This window comes from Pseudomonas sp. MAG733B (assembly GCF_036884845.1).
Taxonomy (GTDB): Bacteria; Pseudomonadota; Gammaproteobacteria; order Pseudomonadales; family Pseudomonadaceae; genus Aquipseudomonas.
Genome location: NZ_CP145732.1, coordinates 5,135,966 through 5,150,604, shown reverse-complemented (window position 1 = coordinate 5,150,604; position 14,639 = coordinate 5,135,966). Strand labels below are relative to the sequence as shown.

The following is a 14,639-nucleotide window of genomic DNA, read 5'->3' as shown; positions in this document are numbered from 1 at the left end:
GCCCGCTCCCACATTGAATCTCCTGTGAACACGAATTCTGTGCAGCAAACAAATCAAGTGTGGGAGCGGGCTTGCTCGCGAAGAGGCCAGCCTGGTCAATAGATGATCCAGCGTTAATCGCCAGGGAACTCCACCACCGGCATCGTCCGCTTCATCAACACCTTGCCACCGCGCACCGAATACAGCGGCAACCCCTGGCTGCGGATCACCTCGTAGTCATTCTCGGCAGAAAGAATCAGCAAATTCGCCGGCCGCCCCGGTTCCAGTCCGTAGCGATCACCCAAGGCCAAGGCCTTGGCGCTGTTGTCGGTGACCAGGTCCAGCGCGCTTTGCAGATTGCGGTAACCGAGCATATGGCAGATGTGCAGCCCCGCTTCGAGTACCCGCAAAATGTTGCCGTTGCCCAGCGGATACCACGGGTCGACGATCGAGTCCTGACCGAAACAAACGTTCATGCCTGCTTCGAGCAACTCGTTGACCCGGGTTACGCCCCGGCGTTTCGGGAAGTTGTCGAAGCGCCCTTGCAGGTGGATGCTTTCGGTGGGGCACGAAACAAAACTGATGCCCGAATGCCCGAGCAGGCGAAACAGTTTGGCGCAGTAGGCGTTGTCGTAAGAACCCATCGCCGTGGTGTGGCTGGCGGTGACCCGCGAGCCCATGTCGCGGCTGCGGGCTTCTTCGGCCAGCACTTCGAGAAAGCGCGAGTGGGGGTCGTCGGTTTCATCGCAATGTACGTCCACCAGACAACCGGTGCGCTCAGCCAGATCCATCAGGAACTTCACCGAGCTGACGCCTTGATCGCGGGTGTATTCGAAATGCGGAATGCCACCGACCACGTCGGCGCCCATGTGAATCGCTTCCTCCATCAAGTCCCGGCCGTTGCGGTACGACTCGATGCCTTCCTGGGGGAACGCGACGATTTGCATGTCCACCAGGTGACGGCTTTCCTCGCGGACTTCGAGCATGGCCTTCAACGCGGTCAGTTGCGGGTCGGTAACGTCGACGTGGGTGCGCACATGCTGGATGCCGTGGGCGGCGAGGCTTTCAATGGTCTTTTTGGCCCGGGTCTTGGTGTCTTCCAAGGTGATGGTCGCCTTGCGCTCGCCCCAGCATTCGATGCCCTCGAACAGCGTGCCGCTCATGTTCCAGCGCGGTTCGCCGGCGGTCAGGGTCGCGTCGAGGTGAATGTGCGGCTCGACGAAGGGCGGCACCACCAGATTGCCGCCGGCGTCCAGATCCTCCGGCCCCAGCGTTGGCGCCTCGGTCTGGCGCGCGATGTTGCTGATCAGGCCGTTTTCCAGGTGCAACTCATGCAGGCCTTCCTGGTTGCGCAGCCGGGCGTTGATGATGTGCATGAGGCGAATCCTTATAGAGAACCGTGTAGACGATATCCCTACGTTAGCTCGCCAGCGGCGATCCTCGCCAGTGACATTGATCACAGCAGATCAAATGTGGGAGCGGGCTTGCTCGCGAAGGCAGAGTGTCAGACAACATATTCATCGACTGACCCACAGCCTTCGCGAGCAAGCCCGCTCCCACAGTAGATCGTGGTTTATTCAGAATGGGTGAGTAACGGCAGAAATCGATTCAGCGTAGCGACAATGGCTTCAGGCGCATCTTCCTGCACCAGATGACCGGCGTTCGGGACCGGATGGAACTGCGCGCCAGGAATCATTTGCTGCAAGGCGCGCCCGCGTTCGATGGGAATCCACTGATCGTCTTCGCCCCAGAGAATCTGCACCGGGCAACGAATCGTCGGGTACAGGCCCTCGGCCTCGCGGGTGTAGCGCTCGTCCATCTGGGCGATCTGCCGATAGAACGCCGCTTGCCCCGGATCGCCCAGCCACGGTTGCACATAGGGCGCGAGTTCATCGTCGGGAATTTCGCGCTTGATCGCCCCGCGAATGTAAGCCGGCACGATGGCCCGCTGAATGTAGTCGGGCAACCCACTGAACGCCGCTTCATGCTGACGTACATGCTGCACGAACGGCGAGCCCCAAGGCGTCAATGCCACCGGGTCGATCAGTGTCAGGCTGCGGTAATCCTTGCCGTTCAAAAGATGCGCGCGCAGGACGGTCGCACCGCCAAAGTCATGGGCCACCACGTCGGGATTATCCAGGCCCCAGTGTTCCAGCAGTTGTGCCAATAACTCGTTCTGCACGCCCAATGAAACGTCACCCTCGACTTTCTCGGATAGCCCATAGCCGAGCAGGTCGAAGTAATGAATGCGGTGCGTGGTGATGAAATGCGGCGCAATCCGGTGCCATACATAAGAAGAAAAGGGCGTGCCGTGCACAAACACCAGCGGCGGACCGTCACCGCGTACGGCATAGCGAACGGAGTGTCCGTTGAAGCGATAGGTTTGAGGCAATGGCCAATCAGTCATGCGCGTGTCCTCTTGGCGGGGGCGAGCCAAAAAGCATAGGCAAAAAAAAACAGCCTTTGAAGGCTGTTTTTTGTATCACTGACGAAACGCAGCTCTGTTGGCTTACTCGCCGCGATAGATACAACCGCTGGTGCACGTTTCGTGGATGCGAATCGCGCTGAGTTCCGGCAGCAACGGCTTGAGTTCAGCCCAGATGAATTTGGCCAGCACTTCACTGGTCGGGTTTTCCAGGCCAGGAATATCGTTCAGGTAGTTGTGGTCCAGACGCTCGTACAACGGCTTGAAGATCGCTTTGATTTCCGAGAAATCGCGGATCCAGCCAGTGTGCGGATCAAGATCGCCGCTCAGGTGAATCGCCACTTTGAACGAGTGGCCGTGCAGGCGTCCGCACTTGTGGCCGTCCGGGACGTGAGGCAGGCGGTGGGCGGATTCGAAAGTAAATTCCTTGAAGATTTCCACAGTGTTTTCAGCTCTGTTCAGGTGGCGTTCGCCGCAGCGATTCGGGCAGGCGGCGAGTTTAACAGCTTGTCCTGACTAAAGGGTCAGCAAGCGCTCGCCGAGGCGACCGTTGGCGGCGAGTTCGAGAAACTCATCACCCAGCCGACGGCTTTCATCCATCGCCGCGCGCCAGTATTTCTGCCGGCTCGGGGCATCGCCCATGAAGCGCTTGAAGTCGTTTCGGTCCGGCAGTTTGCCGTAGGGCAGGCGCGCCAGGTATTCCTTCGACGGCGCCAGCAGCAGCACATTTTGCAGGCGTGCCGGGCAGGCGCGGCGCCACGGCAGGGTCTTGTCGAACCAGCCGGGAATGATCCGGTCGGTGAAATGCGGATAGAGCACGATGTCATCGCCGCTGTAGGGCAGGTCGAGGTGATAGTCCAGCAAACCGCCATCGCGGAACGTGCCGGCACCGGCGCCCGGCAGGTCGCGCACGCCTTCCATCACCATCGGGATCGACCCCGAGGCGAGCAGGGCCTGGCGCAGATTGTTGGCATCGAGTGCGACGAAGCGCGACGGGAAGTCGTTCAATGCGTTGACCGGTGGCGCCAGGCGCGGGTCGTGAATGATCAGCCGTTCGAAGTGCCGCGACAGCCGGGCGCGACCGCGCAGGTTGTCGGCAATCACCGATGACAGGCCCAGGCCCAGACGGCCGCGATGATCGTCGGCGAGCAGGCCGTGGCTTTTGACCACCATGATGTTCAAGCGGTAATGGGCGTTGTCGAGGAGGGTGGCATCGCGACCGTCGAGCAAGTCATTGAGCATGCGCCGCGAGCTCTGGCTGATCTGCGCCATGGTCACGCCCTTGGCGAAATTCTGCTCGGTGTAGAGGTGGCCGAGACGACGGATGCCTTCGGTGGCGTCAGGCAGACACGCACTGGCGAAGCGCCAGGAGCCCACCGACGCACCGATCAACGAGCGCTCCCGTGGCGCCGCCGGCAGCCATTCGCCGAACAGCGCCAGGTCCAGCCCCTGAATCCCCAGTGCCTTCGGGCCCCCGGCAGCGCCCGGCAGTGTGCCGACATCGGCGGCGTTCAGGCCGTTTTCACGAATGCGCGCCAAGGCACGCGGCCCGGCCTTGAGCGTCAGGGAAGGGAACTTGATGTGGATGGCGGTCATACCGGTCTCTGTGTCTGGAAAACAGTTAATTATGTGACAGCTTGCACCAAACCTGTAGGAGCACGGCTTGCCGGCGATGGCGATTTCGCGGGCGCCATCGCCGGCAAGCCGTGCTCCTACAGATTTTGTGGTGTGGCCAATGATGGCAATTCAGTTTCAATTAAGTTCATATCGCTAAGGTGCACCCCGTAGGCAACACATAAAAGAATACGGAGACACCCATGAAAACCCTGACTGCCCTGTTCACCGCGACCATCATCGGTCTCACCGCCAGCATCGCCCATGCCCGCGATCTGGGGCCGGATGAAGCCTTGCGGCTGCGCGACGCTGGTACCATTGTCTCGTTCGAGAAACTCAACGCCACCGCACTGGCCAAACACCCGGGCTCCACCGTCACCGAAACCGAGCTGGAAGAAGAGTACGGCAAGTACATCTACCAGATTGAACTGCGCGACCCGCAGGGCGTCGAGTGGGATCTGGAATTAGACGCGGTCAGTGGGCAGGTACTCAAGGATCATCAGGATTTGTAATGACGCTGTTTTCATTTACACACTGGCGCGCCAGCAGCCGATGGGCGCTGGCGCTGCTGGCTTTCTGCTCGGTGGTCATGGCCCGCGACCTGGACCAGGACGAAGCCCTGCGCCTGCGCCAACAAGGTGTGATCCTGCCGCTTGAGCAGTTATTGCAGCAGGCGCTGGACCGCTATCCCGGAGCCAAACTGCTGGAAGCCGAGCTTGAAGAGAAGCACGACGTCTACATTTATGAAGTCGAGTTGCTGACCACCGAAGGCGTGGTCCGTGAGCTCGACCTCGATGCCGCCACCGGCCGTTTACTGAAAGACAAGGAAGATTGACCGATGCGTTTGCTCCTGGTGGAAGACCACGTGCCCCTGGCCGACGAACTGATGGCCGGCCTCAATCGCCAGGGGTACGCCGTGGATTGGCTGGCCGACGGCCGCGACGCGGTGTATCAGGGCAGCACCGAACCCTATGACCTGATCATCCTCGACCTGGGTCTGCCGGGCGTTCCGGGGCTGGAAGTGCTGGAGCAGTGGCGCTCCGGTGGACTGGCCACGCCGGTGCTGATCCTCACCGCCCGCGGTTCCTGGGCCGAGCGCATCGAGGGGCTCAAGGCCGGCGCCGACGATTACCTGACCAAGCCTTTTCATCCTGAAGAACTGCACCTGCGTATTCAGGCGTTGCTGCGCCGCTCCCATGGCCAGGTCAATCAACCGACGCTCAAGGCTGCCGGGCTGCAACTGGATGAAGGCCGGCAATGCGTGACCCGCGACGGTGCGGAGATTCAGCTGACCGCCGCCGAATTCCGATTACTGCGCTATTTCATGCTGCACCCCGAGCAGATCCTCTCCAAAAGCCACCTCGCCGAACACCTCTACGACGGCGAAACCGAGCGCGACTCCAACGTGCTGGAAGTCCACGTCAATCACCTGCGGCGCAAGCTCGGCAAAAGTGTGATCGAAACCCGTCGCGGCCAGGGTTACCTGTTCGGCGGGCAAGCGCGGTGAGGTCGATCCAGCGTCGCTTGAGCCTGGGCCTGATCAGCGTAATGGTGGTGGTGGGCCTGATATTGGCGCAAACCAGTTTGTGGTTGTTCGAAATGGGCCTGCAACGCTACCTCGAAGCCGGGCTGCGCAACGACAGCGAGAACCTGTTGGTGGCGCTGGTGCGCGGTCCGCAGGGCTTGCAGCTGGATGAGCGACGCCTGTCACCGGCCTATCAGCGGCCGTTTTCCGGGCATTATTTCCGTATCGATTTTGCCGACAGCCATTGGCGCTCCCGTTCGCTGTGGGACCAGGAGCTACCGCGCCTCGACCATCCCGGCCTGCACAGCAACCTGCAATTGGGGCCTGAGGGGCAGCAGTTGCTGGTGCTGCGTTCGGACTATCGCCGCCTCGGCCAGTCGATCTCCATCAGCGTGGCGCAGGATTACACGCCGGTGCGCGAGAGCTTCCAGCGGATGCAGCAGGTCGGGCTCGCACTCGGGCTGGCGGGGTTGTTGCTGATTTTGCTGTTGCAGCGCATCACCGTGCGCCGTGCTCTGCGGCCACTGGAAAAGGCCCGCGAACAGATCGCCCAATTGCAGCAGGGCCAGCGCTCGCAACTCGACGACCAGGTGCCAGTGGAACTGGAGCCGCTGGTGGCGCAGATCAATCATTTGCTGACCCACACCGAAGACAGCCTCAAGCGTTCGCGCAATGCCCTGGGCAATCTCGGCCATGCCTTGAAAACCCCGTTGGCGGTGCTGTTGAGCCTGGCATCGAGCGAACAACTCGACGCGCATCCGAAATTGCGCAAGACCCTCAAGGACCAGTTGGAGCAGGTGCAGCAGCGGCTCAATCGCGAACTCAATCGCGCTCGCTTGTCCGGGGATGCCTTACCGGGCGCGCTGTTTGATTGCGACGCCGAGTTGCCGGGTTTGTTGGCGACATTGAACATGATTCACGGTGAACATCTGGACCTGAGTTATCGCGCCCCGACGGGGCTGCAACTGCCGTGGGATCGCGAAGACCTGTTGGAGCTGCTGGGCAATCTGCTGGACAACGCCTGCAAATGGGCGGACGCCGAGGTTCGCTTGAGCGTGGTCGAGACCACGGATGGCTATGAGCTAAGCGTCGAAGACGACGGGCCAGGCATTCCCGAAGACCGGCGTGATCAGGTGTTCAGTCGTGGCACACGGCTGGATGAACAGACTGTTGGTCATGGTCTGGGTCTGGGCATCGTGCGCGATATCGTCGACACGTGGGGCGGGGAATTGCGGTTGCTGGAAAGCGAGTGGGGCGGGCTCAGAGTGCTGATCGAACTGCCAAAACGCATCTAAAACCACACCGCAAAAACATGTGGGAGCGGGCTTGCTCGCGAATGCAGTTTGTCAGACAACATATTCGCCACTGACAGACCGCATTCGCGGGCAAGCCCGCTCCCACAGGGATAGTGTTGTGTCAGGCTCAGGTGTGATGAATCTCCCGATCCTTGGTTTCCGGCATGAAGAAAATGCCAAGGATCGCCGTCATCACCGCGATCACGATCGGATACCACAGCCCGTAGTAGATATCACCGGTAGCCGCCACCATGGCGAACGCCACCGTCGGCAGAAAGCCGCCGAACCAGCCGTTGCCGATGTGGTAGGGCAGCGACATCGAGGTATAGCGGATGCGCGCCGGGAACAATTCCACCAGCCAGGCGGCGATCGGGCCGTAGACCATGGTCACGTAGATCACCAGGATCGTCAGCAGCAGCAACACCATCGGGTAGTTGGTCTTGGCCGGGTCAGCCTTCTCGGGGTAACCGGCCTCTTTGAGGGCGGTAACGAGCGTGGCGGTGAACGCATCGTTCTGGGTCTTGAAGTCGGCGGCCGGCATGCCGGTGCCCTCAAAACTCTGGATCACTTTCTCGCCAATGCGTACCTGCGCCACGGTCCCGGGTTCAGCCTTGACGTTCTGATAGGGGATCGCCCGTTTGGCCAACACAGTCTTCGCCAAGTCGCAGGAACTGGTGAATTTGGCCTTGCCCACCGGGTCGAACTGGAACGAACACTGGTCGGGATTGGCGATCACCGTCACCGGGTTTTTCTCCTGCGCGATGAACACGTCAGGGTTACCGTATTGGGTCAACGCATGGAAGATCGGGAAGTACGTGAGCGCTGCGAGGATGCAGCCGGCCATGATGATGCCCTTGCGGCCGATGCGGTCGGACAGGCTGCCGAAGATCACGAAGAATGGCGTGCCTATCAGCAGCGAGCCGGCGATCAGCAGGTTGGCGGTCTGCGGGTCGATCTTCAGGGTTTGCAACAGGAAGAACAGTGCATAGAACTGCCCGGTGTACCAGACCACGGCTTGGCCGGCAGTCCCGCCGAGCAGCGCCATGATCACGATCTTGAGGTTGTCCCAGCGGGCGAAGGATTCAGTCAGCGGGGCCTTGGAGGCCTTGCCTTCGGCTTTCATTTTCAGGAACACCGGCGACTCGCTGAGTTGCAGGCGGATATACACCGAGACGATCAGCAGCAGGATCGACAGCAGGAACGGAATCCGCCAGCCCCAGGCTTCGAAGGCTTCAGTGCCGAGGATGGTGCGGCAGGCGAGGATAACCAACAGCGAAAGAAACAGGCCGAGGGTCGCGGTCGTCTGAATCCACGAGGTGAAGAAACCGCGCCTGCCTTTCGGTGCATGTTCGGCCACATAGGTTGCCGCACCGCCGTATTCACCGCCCAGGGCCAAACCTTGCAACAGGCGCAGGGTGATCAGGATGATCGGCGCCGCCACGCCAATGGTCGCGTAGCCGGGCAGGAAACCCACCACCGCTGTGGAAATACCCATGATCACGATGGTGATGAGGAAGGTGTGTTTGCGCCCGATCATGTCGCCCAACCGACCGAACACAATCGCCCCGAATGGCCGCACGGCAAAGCCTGCGGCGAAGGCGAGCAAGGCAAAGATAAAGGACGTGGTCTCGTTGACGCCGGCGAAGAAGTGCTTGGCGATGATCGCCGCGAGGGAGCCGTAGAGGTAAAAGTCGTACCACTCGAACACGGTGCCCAGGGACGAGGCGAAGATGACCTTGCGCTCCTCCTTGGTAATCCCGTGGTTGGGTGCGCTGCCCGTGGTTGTGTTGTCGATTGCCGCCATGAGTTTTCTCCGTTGTTCTTGTTTTAGGCCGGAGCACCTCTCAATTTTTGCCGTACCCGGGCCATTGGACACAGACTGACGGCCTCGCATCGCTGCAAGGTTTCATGAAGCATAATCGGCTTTGGGTAGATATCCACTCGCCATCATTCTTAATGAAGGCGAGGAGTTATGACAGGTACGAAAAAACTGTAGGAGCGAGCCTGCTCGCGATAGCGGTGTATCAGACACATTGATACTGAATGTGTCACAGCCATCGCCAGCAGGCTGGCTCCCACAGGGGATCAGTGGGAATTAAACCCGGAACTGATCCATCAAGCCCTGCTGATGATTGGCCAGGCAGTTCAGCGACTGGCTCACCCGCGCCGATTCATTGGCCTGCCCCGACAGCGATTCGGTCACGTCGCGAATGGTCGCGACGTTGTTGTTGATTTCCTCGGCCACCGCGCTTTGCTCTTCGGCGGCGCTGGCGATTTGCAGGTTCATGTCGCTGATCACAGTCACCGCGTCGCCGATCTGTCGCAGCGCCGTCACGGCCTGCCCAACCTGTTCGACGCTGCCCTGGGCCTGCCGATGGCTGTTGCCCATCGAACCCACCACATCCTGAGTGCCGCTTTGCAGTTGTTCGATCACCAGGCGGGTTTCTTCGACCGACTCCTGGGTGCGTCGCGCCAGGTTGCGTACTTCATCGGCGACCACCGCAAAACCACGCCCGGCCTCACCGGCACGGGCCGCTTCGATCGCCGCGTTGAGCGCCAACAGGTTGGTCTGTTCGGCGATGGCGCGGATCACTTCCAGCACCGAACCGATTTTCTCGCTGTTGGCCGCCAGGCCTTCGACCTGAACCATGGCCGCGCTCATGTCGGCGGCGAGGTTGTCGATGCTGGTGGTCGTGCGGTCAATCACAGACAGGCCCCGGCGGGTCGCTTGGTCAGCATCCTTCGCAGCCTGTGCCGCTTGTGCCGCGCTGCGGGCGACGTCCTGGGCGGTGGCGCTCATTTCGTGGGACGCGGTGGCGACCTGATCCACCTGACGGTACTGCTGTTCCATGCCGGCGCTGGTCTGGGTGGCGATGGCGGATGACTGGTCCGCGGTGCTGCGGGCGTCCTGCACCGAGCGTTTCACTTCGGCAATGATCGGTTGCAGCTTGTCGAGGAAACGGTTGAACCAGCCGGCCAACTGCCCCAGCTCATCCTGTTTGTCATAGGCCAGGCGTCGGGTCAGATCGCCTTCGCCGCTGGCGATGTCTTCGAGCATGTGCGCCACGCCGAGGATCGGTTTGGTCACGCTGCGCGCCATCAGCCACACCAGCAACAGGCCGATCAGTGCGGCCAGCACGCCCAGGCCGAGTTCGGTCAGGGTGCCGGCGGTGTTGCTGTCATCCAGTTGTTTTTTCAGCGTTTCGGCAGGGCCGACCAGCACTTTCTCCGGTACGTCGAGCAACACGCCCCAGGCTTTGCCGCCCGGAATCGGCTGGAATGGCGCCAGCACTTTCAGTTGTTGGTCGCTGTGCAGGCTGCTGGTCGTGCTGCTGGTGGCGAGCAGGCGCATCAGCTCGGCGCCGCTGGTCTTGTCCACGGTTTCCAGGCGCTGGCTGAGCTTGCTCGCATCCGCGCTGTAACCGGCCAGCAAATCGGCCGGGCTGACGATGCTGACGCTGGTTTGGCCGTCATAAAGTTTCTTGCTCGCGCTCTGGCTGAGCGTTTGCAGGCTGTTGAGGTTGATATCCACCGACAGCGAAGCGATGACCTTGCCGTTGACCATCAGCGGGAAAACGATGCTGGTCATCAGCACGTTGTGACCGTCGATTACATAGAAGTAGGGCTCGATCACGCAGGGCTTGAGGCTGGTGCGCGGGCAGGTGAACCAGGCGTTGGCCGCCTCGCCGCTGGGGCCGGTGCGGGTGTTGGCCATGTCGCTTTCCGGCAAGGGCATGGAGGTCAGCTTGCCCGGCGTCGGTTGCGACCAGTACAAGGCAAAGCGACCCTTCTCGTTACTGCCGACTTCGCTCTGATCGGCGAACAGTTCGTCCTTGCCGTCCAGCCCGTTGGGTTCGAACACCAACGACAACCCGAGCAATTCCGGATTGGCTTGCAGCGCCGATTTGACCTGACGAGTCAGGTCTTCGCGCAGGTCGAAGGCATCGAGAAAGCGCTTCTCGGCCTGGTCGCGCAGGAACAGCACCTGACGCGAAAAGCCGTGGCCATATTGATAGGCGTCCATGAATTGCTGGCGAATGACCAGCGCCTGGTTTTCGCCCTGGGACTCGATCCGCGCTTGCGCCGCTTCATTCAGCATCTCCATGCTCGAGGCTTTCACCAGCTCGGAGCTGTGCTCCATGCGATACAGCGAAAGACCTACCAGCAAGGTCACGATGCCCGCCAGGCACAGCCCGGCCAGCAGGGTGATTTTCCATTGGATGGAAAGTTGTCTGAGCGACATGGAGACGTCCTTATTCGATAAATATCTGAGACTTTGCACTGTAACGGCTGCAAAAGAGCTTTCTTTATCCCTCCCGTCGAATAACGGAGTGTCCTCTGTAGGAGCTGCCGAAGGCTGCGATCTTTTGATTTTTACGTCCTCAGCGGCGTTGAAGATCAAGAGATCGCAGCCTTCGGCAGCTCCTACGTGGGCAGGTGTTGGCTTTGACAAGGCGGCAGCGGTCCGGCAAAGTGCGCGCCCTTCTAATAAGACCCATTCTTCAACCCGCTGGCGGCTGATGCAGACGCCCGGCTGGACTCTTTTCGCTTGTCTGGAGAACGACAATGAATGCAGTAATTGCCGCGGTCGGCATCATGCTGATACTCAGCCTGTCCCGCGTGCATGTGGTGATCGCGCTGATCGTTGGTGCGCTGGTGGGTGGTTTGACCGGTGGCCTGGGGATCGAAGCGACGCTGAAAGCCTTCAACAGTGGCCTCGGCGGCGGGGCGACGGTGGCGTTGTCCTACGCGTTGCTCGGTGCTTTCGCGGTGGCGATTGCCAAGTCGGGCATGGCCCATGCCTTGGCCGACAAGGCCCTGGCAATGGTCGATCGCCAGCACGCCACGGGCGGTGGCGAGGTCAAGTGGCTGTTGATCGGCCTGCTGTGGGTGGTGGCCATCGCCTCGCAGAACATCTTGCCGATACATATCGCCTTCATTCCCTTGCTGGTGCCGCCGCTTCTTTATGTACTGACCAAGTTGCAACTGGATCGCCGGTTGATCGCCTGTGTCATCACCTTCGGCCTGATCACCCCGTACATGTTCCTGCCGGTGGGTTTCGGCAACATCTTCCTCAATGAAATCCTGCTGGCCAACGTTGCGCGCAGCGGCGTGGACATCAGCGGCATCAATGTCACCCACGCCATGGGCATTCCGGCGCTGGGCATGGTCGCGGGCCTGCTGATCGCGTTTGTCAGCTACCGCAAGAAACGCGTTTACGATCTGACAAAGATCGAGCAAGTCGAACAGGTCGCGGTGCAATACAACCCGATGAGCCTGCTGGTGGCGGGTGTGGCGATTGCGGCGGCGTTCATCATTCAGTTGCTGCTGGACTCGATGATTATCGGTGCGTTGGCCGGGTTCCTGATTTTCTCGGTGTCGGGCATCGTCAAATGGCGTGAGACCGACGACCTGTTCACCGAAGGCATGAAGATGATGGCGATGATCGGCTTCATCATGATCGCCGCGTCCGGGTTTGCCGAAGTGATGAAGGCTACCGGTGAGGTGCAAACGCTGGTCGAATCGTCGGCGGCTTACATCGATCACAGCAAGGGCGTCGGCGCCTTGTTGATGTTGCTGGTAGGTTTGCTGGTGACCATGGGCATCGGTTCGTCGTTCTCCACCGTGCCGATCCTGGCGGCGATCTTCGTGCCGCTGTGCGTGCAACTGGGTTTCAGTCCATTGGCGATCGTGTGCATCGTTGGCACCGCCGGCGCCTTGGGCGACGCGGGTTCACCGGCCTCCGATTCGACCCTCGGCCCGACCTCCGGCCTGAACATCGACGGCCAGCATCACCACATCTGGGACACCGTGGTCCCGACCTTCCTGCACTACAACCTGCCGCTGCTGGTGTTCGGCTGGGTGGCTGCGATGGTCCTGTAAAACACCGCTTACCCTGTGGGAGCGGGCTTGCTCGCGAAAGCGGTGTGTCAGGCAACATTTATAGTGACTGACACGCCCTCTTCGCGAGCAAGCCCGCTCCCACAGGGGATCTGCAGTGTCCTCCGATTATCGCGTTCAACTTTTGACCCGGCGTGCCGTTAAAGCCTTTACCCACGCCAACAAAATCAAAAGAGTGAACGTCATGCGCATGAGCCTGAAGGCTAAAGTCCTGTCCCTTGCCGTCCTGCCGGTGTTGCTCTTCGCGCTGGTCATCAGCCTGACCACGTTGTTTATCCTGCAAGGCCAGGCCCGCCATGAAGTCGAGGAAACCCGTGAGCGCCTGCTCAGCGATGCCAAGGCGACCCTGCAAAGCTATGTTGCCGTGGCCATGACCACCATCAAGCCGCTGTACGACGCTGCCGCTCAAGGCGACGACGCCGCACGGGCCCAGGCGATCAAGTTGCTATCGAGCATCAGCTACGGCAAGGACGGCTACTTCTTCGGCTACGACTCCAACACTGTGCGCCTGTTCAAGGCCAAAGACCCGGAAGGCGTGGGCAAGAGCTTCAAGGACAACCGCGACCCGAATGGTGTCTACGTCAACCGCGATCTGGTGAAAGTCGCCAAGGAAGGTACGCATTACCTGCAATACAGCTCGCCGCTGCCGGGCAATAGCCAAGTGCTGGTGCCCAAGCTCGGTTACACCGAATACTTGCCGAAGTGGGACATGGCGGTGGGTACGTCGGTCAACCTCGACGGCATCGAAGCGCAAGTCGCGGTGGTCGAGGCCAAGGTTCAGGAGCGCATGCAAGGCGTGGTGCTGAGCATCGTTGGCGTAGCCGGGGTGGTGCTGTTGCTGATCGCTGCGGCGGGGATGCTGTTGGCCAACACCATTCTGCGTCCGCTGAACCTGATGAAAGCCAACCTTGACGACATCGCGGCAGGCGAGGGCGATCTGACCCGTCGCCTGACCATCACCAGCCAGGATGAACTGGGCGAACTGGCCGGCTCGTTCAACCGTTTCGTCGACAAGATTCATGGCCTGGTGCGCCAGATCACCGAAATGACTTCGCAACTGACCGGGCTGGTGACTCAGGTGTCCGACCAGGCCCATCGTTCGGACAAGGCCATGGAGCGTCAGCGTCACGAAACCGATCAGGTCGCCACGGCGATCAACGAAATGTCCGCCGCCGCCCAGGAAGTGGCCAAGAGTGCGCAAAACGCGGCGGTGGCTGCCCAGCAGACCGATGAAGAAGGCCAGGCCGCCAAGCGTGTGGTGGCCGGCAGCATCGTCAAGATTCATGCTTTGGTGGACGACATTCGCAGCAGCGGTGTATCGCTCGACAGTCTGCAAAAAGACGTGTCGTCGATCGTCAGCGTGCTTGGGGTGATCCGCTCGATTGCCGAGCAGACCAATTTGCTGGCGCTCAACGCCGCCATCGAAGCCGCTCGCGCCGGTGAGGCCGGACGCGGGTTTGCGGTGGTCGCTGATGAGGTGCGGGCGCTGGCCAGTCGTACGCAAATCAGCACCCAGGAAATCCAGGGCATGATCGATCGCTTGCAGGCCGGCACCCAATCGGCGGTGGAAGCCATGCGCCGCTCCAGCGAGGCCGGCGACGGCACGTCCGCGCAGGCCAACGAGGCGGGCGCCTCGCTCGACACCATGGCGCAGTTGATCGCCACCATCAATTCGATGAACGCGCAGATCGCCAGCGCCGCCGAAGAGCAAACCGCCGTGGCTGAAGAGATCAACCGCAGCGTGCATCAGATTGCGGTGGCGGTGGACAACGTTGCCGGCGAAACCCAGCTCGGTGCGCAAACCTCCCGCAGTCTCGCGGATCTTGGGCAGCGGTTGGGCAGTCTGGTCGGACAGTTCCGGATCTGACTGGCAAAGCTTTTTGTGGCGAGCGAGCTTGCT

General features: G+C 60.9%; 12 protein-coding genes and 1 pseudogene. 7 read left to right on the top strand and 6 right to left on the bottom strand.

All coding sequences use genetic code 11. The features are described 5' to 3' along the window. Window positions 1-113: 113 nt before the first annotated feature. The 4 genes from codA to V6Z53_RS23565 form a co-directional block, all read right to left on the bottom strand. Window positions 114-1,355: a cytosine deaminase gene (gene codA, locus V6Z53_RS23580; protein ID WP_338582039.1), complete on the bottom strand. Its 1,242-nt coding sequence runs from the start codon at window positions 1,353-1,355 to the stop codon at window positions 114-116. A gap of 197 nt (window positions 1,356-1,552) precedes the next feature. Continuing rightward, on the bottom strand, window positions 1,553-2,386 hold the full coding sequence (locus V6Z53_RS23575; RefSeq protein ID WP_338582038.1) for an alpha/beta hydrolase: 834 nt from the start codon (window positions 2,384-2,386) through the stop codon (window positions 1,553-1,555). Window positions 2,387-2,488: 102 nt separating this feature from the next. Next, the gene (queD, locus tag V6Z53_RS23570; protein ID WP_008056290.1) at window positions 2,489-2,845 is read right to left on the bottom strand and encodes a 6-carboxytetrahydropterin synthase QueD; all 357 of its coding nucleotides are present in this window, start codon (window positions 2,843-2,845) and stop codon (window positions 2,489-2,491) included. A 75-nt stretch (window positions 2,846-2,920) separates the two neighbouring features. Beyond that, complete coding sequence (locus V6Z53_RS23565; protein WP_338582037.1) at window positions 2,921-4,000, bottom strand: patatin-like phospholipase family protein; 1,080 nt, start codon at window positions 3,998-4,000, stop codon at window positions 2,921-2,923. A gap of 221 nt (window positions 4,001-4,221) precedes the next feature. Here V6Z53_RS23565 and V6Z53_RS23560 point away from each other — a divergent pair, with 221 nt between their 5' ends. The 4 genes from V6Z53_RS23560 to V6Z53_RS23545 are packed head-to-tail and all read left to right on the top strand — an operon-like array spanning window position 4,222 to window position 6,838. Then, window positions 4,222-4,530, top strand: coding sequence for a PepSY domain-containing protein (locus V6Z53_RS23560; RefSeq protein ID WP_338582036.1), 309 nt, complete (start codon window positions 4,222-4,224; stop codon window positions 4,528-4,530). Then, on the top strand, window positions 4,530-4,853 hold the full coding sequence (locus V6Z53_RS23555) for a PepSY domain-containing protein (RefSeq protein ID WP_338582035.1): 324 nt from the start codon (window positions 4,530-4,532) through the stop codon (window positions 4,851-4,853). The genes V6Z53_RS23560 and V6Z53_RS23555 overlap by 1 nt, the downstream gene beginning before the upstream one ends. 3 nt (window positions 4,854-4,856) lie before the next feature. Then, window positions 4,857-5,525 (top strand): response regulator transcription factor, encoded by a 669-nt coding sequence (locus V6Z53_RS23550; RefSeq protein WP_338582034.1) that lies wholly within the window; start codon window positions 4,857-4,859, stop codon window positions 5,523-5,525. Continuing rightward, window positions 5,522-6,838: a sensor histidine kinase gene (locus V6Z53_RS23545; RefSeq protein ID WP_338582033.1), complete on the top strand. Its 1,317-nt coding sequence runs from the start codon at window positions 5,522-5,524 to the stop codon at window positions 6,836-6,838. The genes V6Z53_RS23550 and V6Z53_RS23545 overlap by 4 nt, the downstream gene beginning before the upstream one ends. A 127-nt stretch (window positions 6,839-6,965) precedes the next feature. On the opposite strand, the gene V6Z53_RS23540 is transcribed toward V6Z53_RS23545, so the two are convergent. Together V6Z53_RS23540 and V6Z53_RS23535 are read right to left on the bottom strand one after the other, a co-directional pair. After that, window positions 6,966-8,642 (bottom strand): MFS transporter, encoded by a 1,677-nt coding sequence (locus V6Z53_RS23540; RefSeq protein WP_338582032.1) that lies wholly within the window; start codon window positions 8,640-8,642, stop codon window positions 6,966-6,968. 291 nt (window positions 8,643-8,933) lie between these two features. Further along, the gene (locus tag V6Z53_RS23535; RefSeq protein WP_338582031.1) at window positions 8,934-11,081 is read right to left on the bottom strand and encodes a methyl-accepting chemotaxis protein; all 2,148 of its coding nucleotides are present in this window, start codon (window positions 11,079-11,081) and stop codon (window positions 8,934-8,936) included. A 323-nt stretch (window positions 11,082-11,404) separates the two neighbouring features. Here V6Z53_RS23535 and V6Z53_RS23530 point away from each other — a divergent pair, with 323 nt between their 5' ends. The 3 genes and pseudogenes from V6Z53_RS23530 to V6Z53_RS23520 all read left to right on the top strand — a co-directional run bounded on the left by V6Z53_RS23530 (window position 11,405) and on the right by V6Z53_RS23520 (window position 14,606). Beyond that, on the top strand, window positions 11,405-12,721 hold the full coding sequence (locus tag V6Z53_RS23530) for a Na+/H+ antiporter NhaC family protein (RefSeq protein ID WP_338582030.1): 1,317 nt from the start codon (window positions 11,405-11,407) through the stop codon (window positions 12,719-12,721). A gap of 27 nt (window positions 12,722-12,748) precedes the next feature. Then, window positions 12,749-12,826 (top strand): annotated as a pseudogene (locus V6Z53_RS23525) (DUF4381 domain-containing protein); the annotation flags it as partial. A 97-nt stretch (window positions 12,827-12,923) separates the two neighbouring features. Then, complete coding sequence (locus V6Z53_RS23520) at window positions 12,924-14,606, top strand: methyl-accepting chemotaxis protein (protein ID WP_338582028.1); 1,683 nt, start codon at window positions 12,924-12,926, stop codon at window positions 14,604-14,606. Window positions 14,607-14,639: the final 33 nt, after the last annotated feature.

Excerpts from the sequence above, each read along its gene's own strand:
- codA (WP_338582039.1), bottom strand. The coding sequence starts at position 1,355 with ATGCACATCATCAACGCCCGGCTGCGCAACCAGGAAGGCCTGCATGAG.
- V6Z53_RS23575 (WP_338582038.1), bottom strand. The coding sequence starts at position 2,386 with ATGACTGATTGGCCATTGCCTCAAACCTATCGCTTCAACGGACACTCC.
- V6Z53_RS23565 (WP_338582037.1), bottom strand. The coding sequence starts at position 4,000 with ATGACCGCCATCCACATCAAGTTCCCTTCCCTGACGCTCAAGGCCGGG.
- V6Z53_RS23560 (WP_338582036.1), top strand. The coding sequence starts at position 4,222 with ATGAAAACCCTGACTGCCCTGTTCACCGCGACCATCATCGGTCTCACC.
- V6Z53_RS23555 (WP_338582035.1), top strand. The coding sequence starts at position 4,530 with ATGACGCTGTTTTCATTTACACACTGGCGCGCCAGCAGCCGATGGGCG.
- V6Z53_RS23550 (WP_338582034.1), top strand. The coding sequence starts at position 4,857 with ATGCGTTTGCTCCTGGTGGAAGACCACGTGCCCCTGGCCGACGAACTG.
- V6Z53_RS23540 (WP_338582032.1), bottom strand. The coding sequence starts at position 8,642 with ATGGCGGCAATCGACAACACAACCACGGGCAGCGCACCCAACCACGGG.
- V6Z53_RS23535 (WP_338582031.1), bottom strand. The coding sequence starts at position 11,081 with ATGTCGCTCAGACAACTTTCCATCCAATGGAAAATCACCCTGCTGGCC.
- V6Z53_RS23530 (WP_338582030.1), top strand. The coding sequence starts at position 11,405 with ATGAATGCAGTAATTGCCGCGGTCGGCATCATGCTGATACTCAGCCTG.
- V6Z53_RS23520 (WP_338582028.1), top strand. The coding sequence starts at position 12,924 with ATGCGCATGAGCCTGAAGGCTAAAGTCCTGTCCCTTGCCGTCCTGCCG.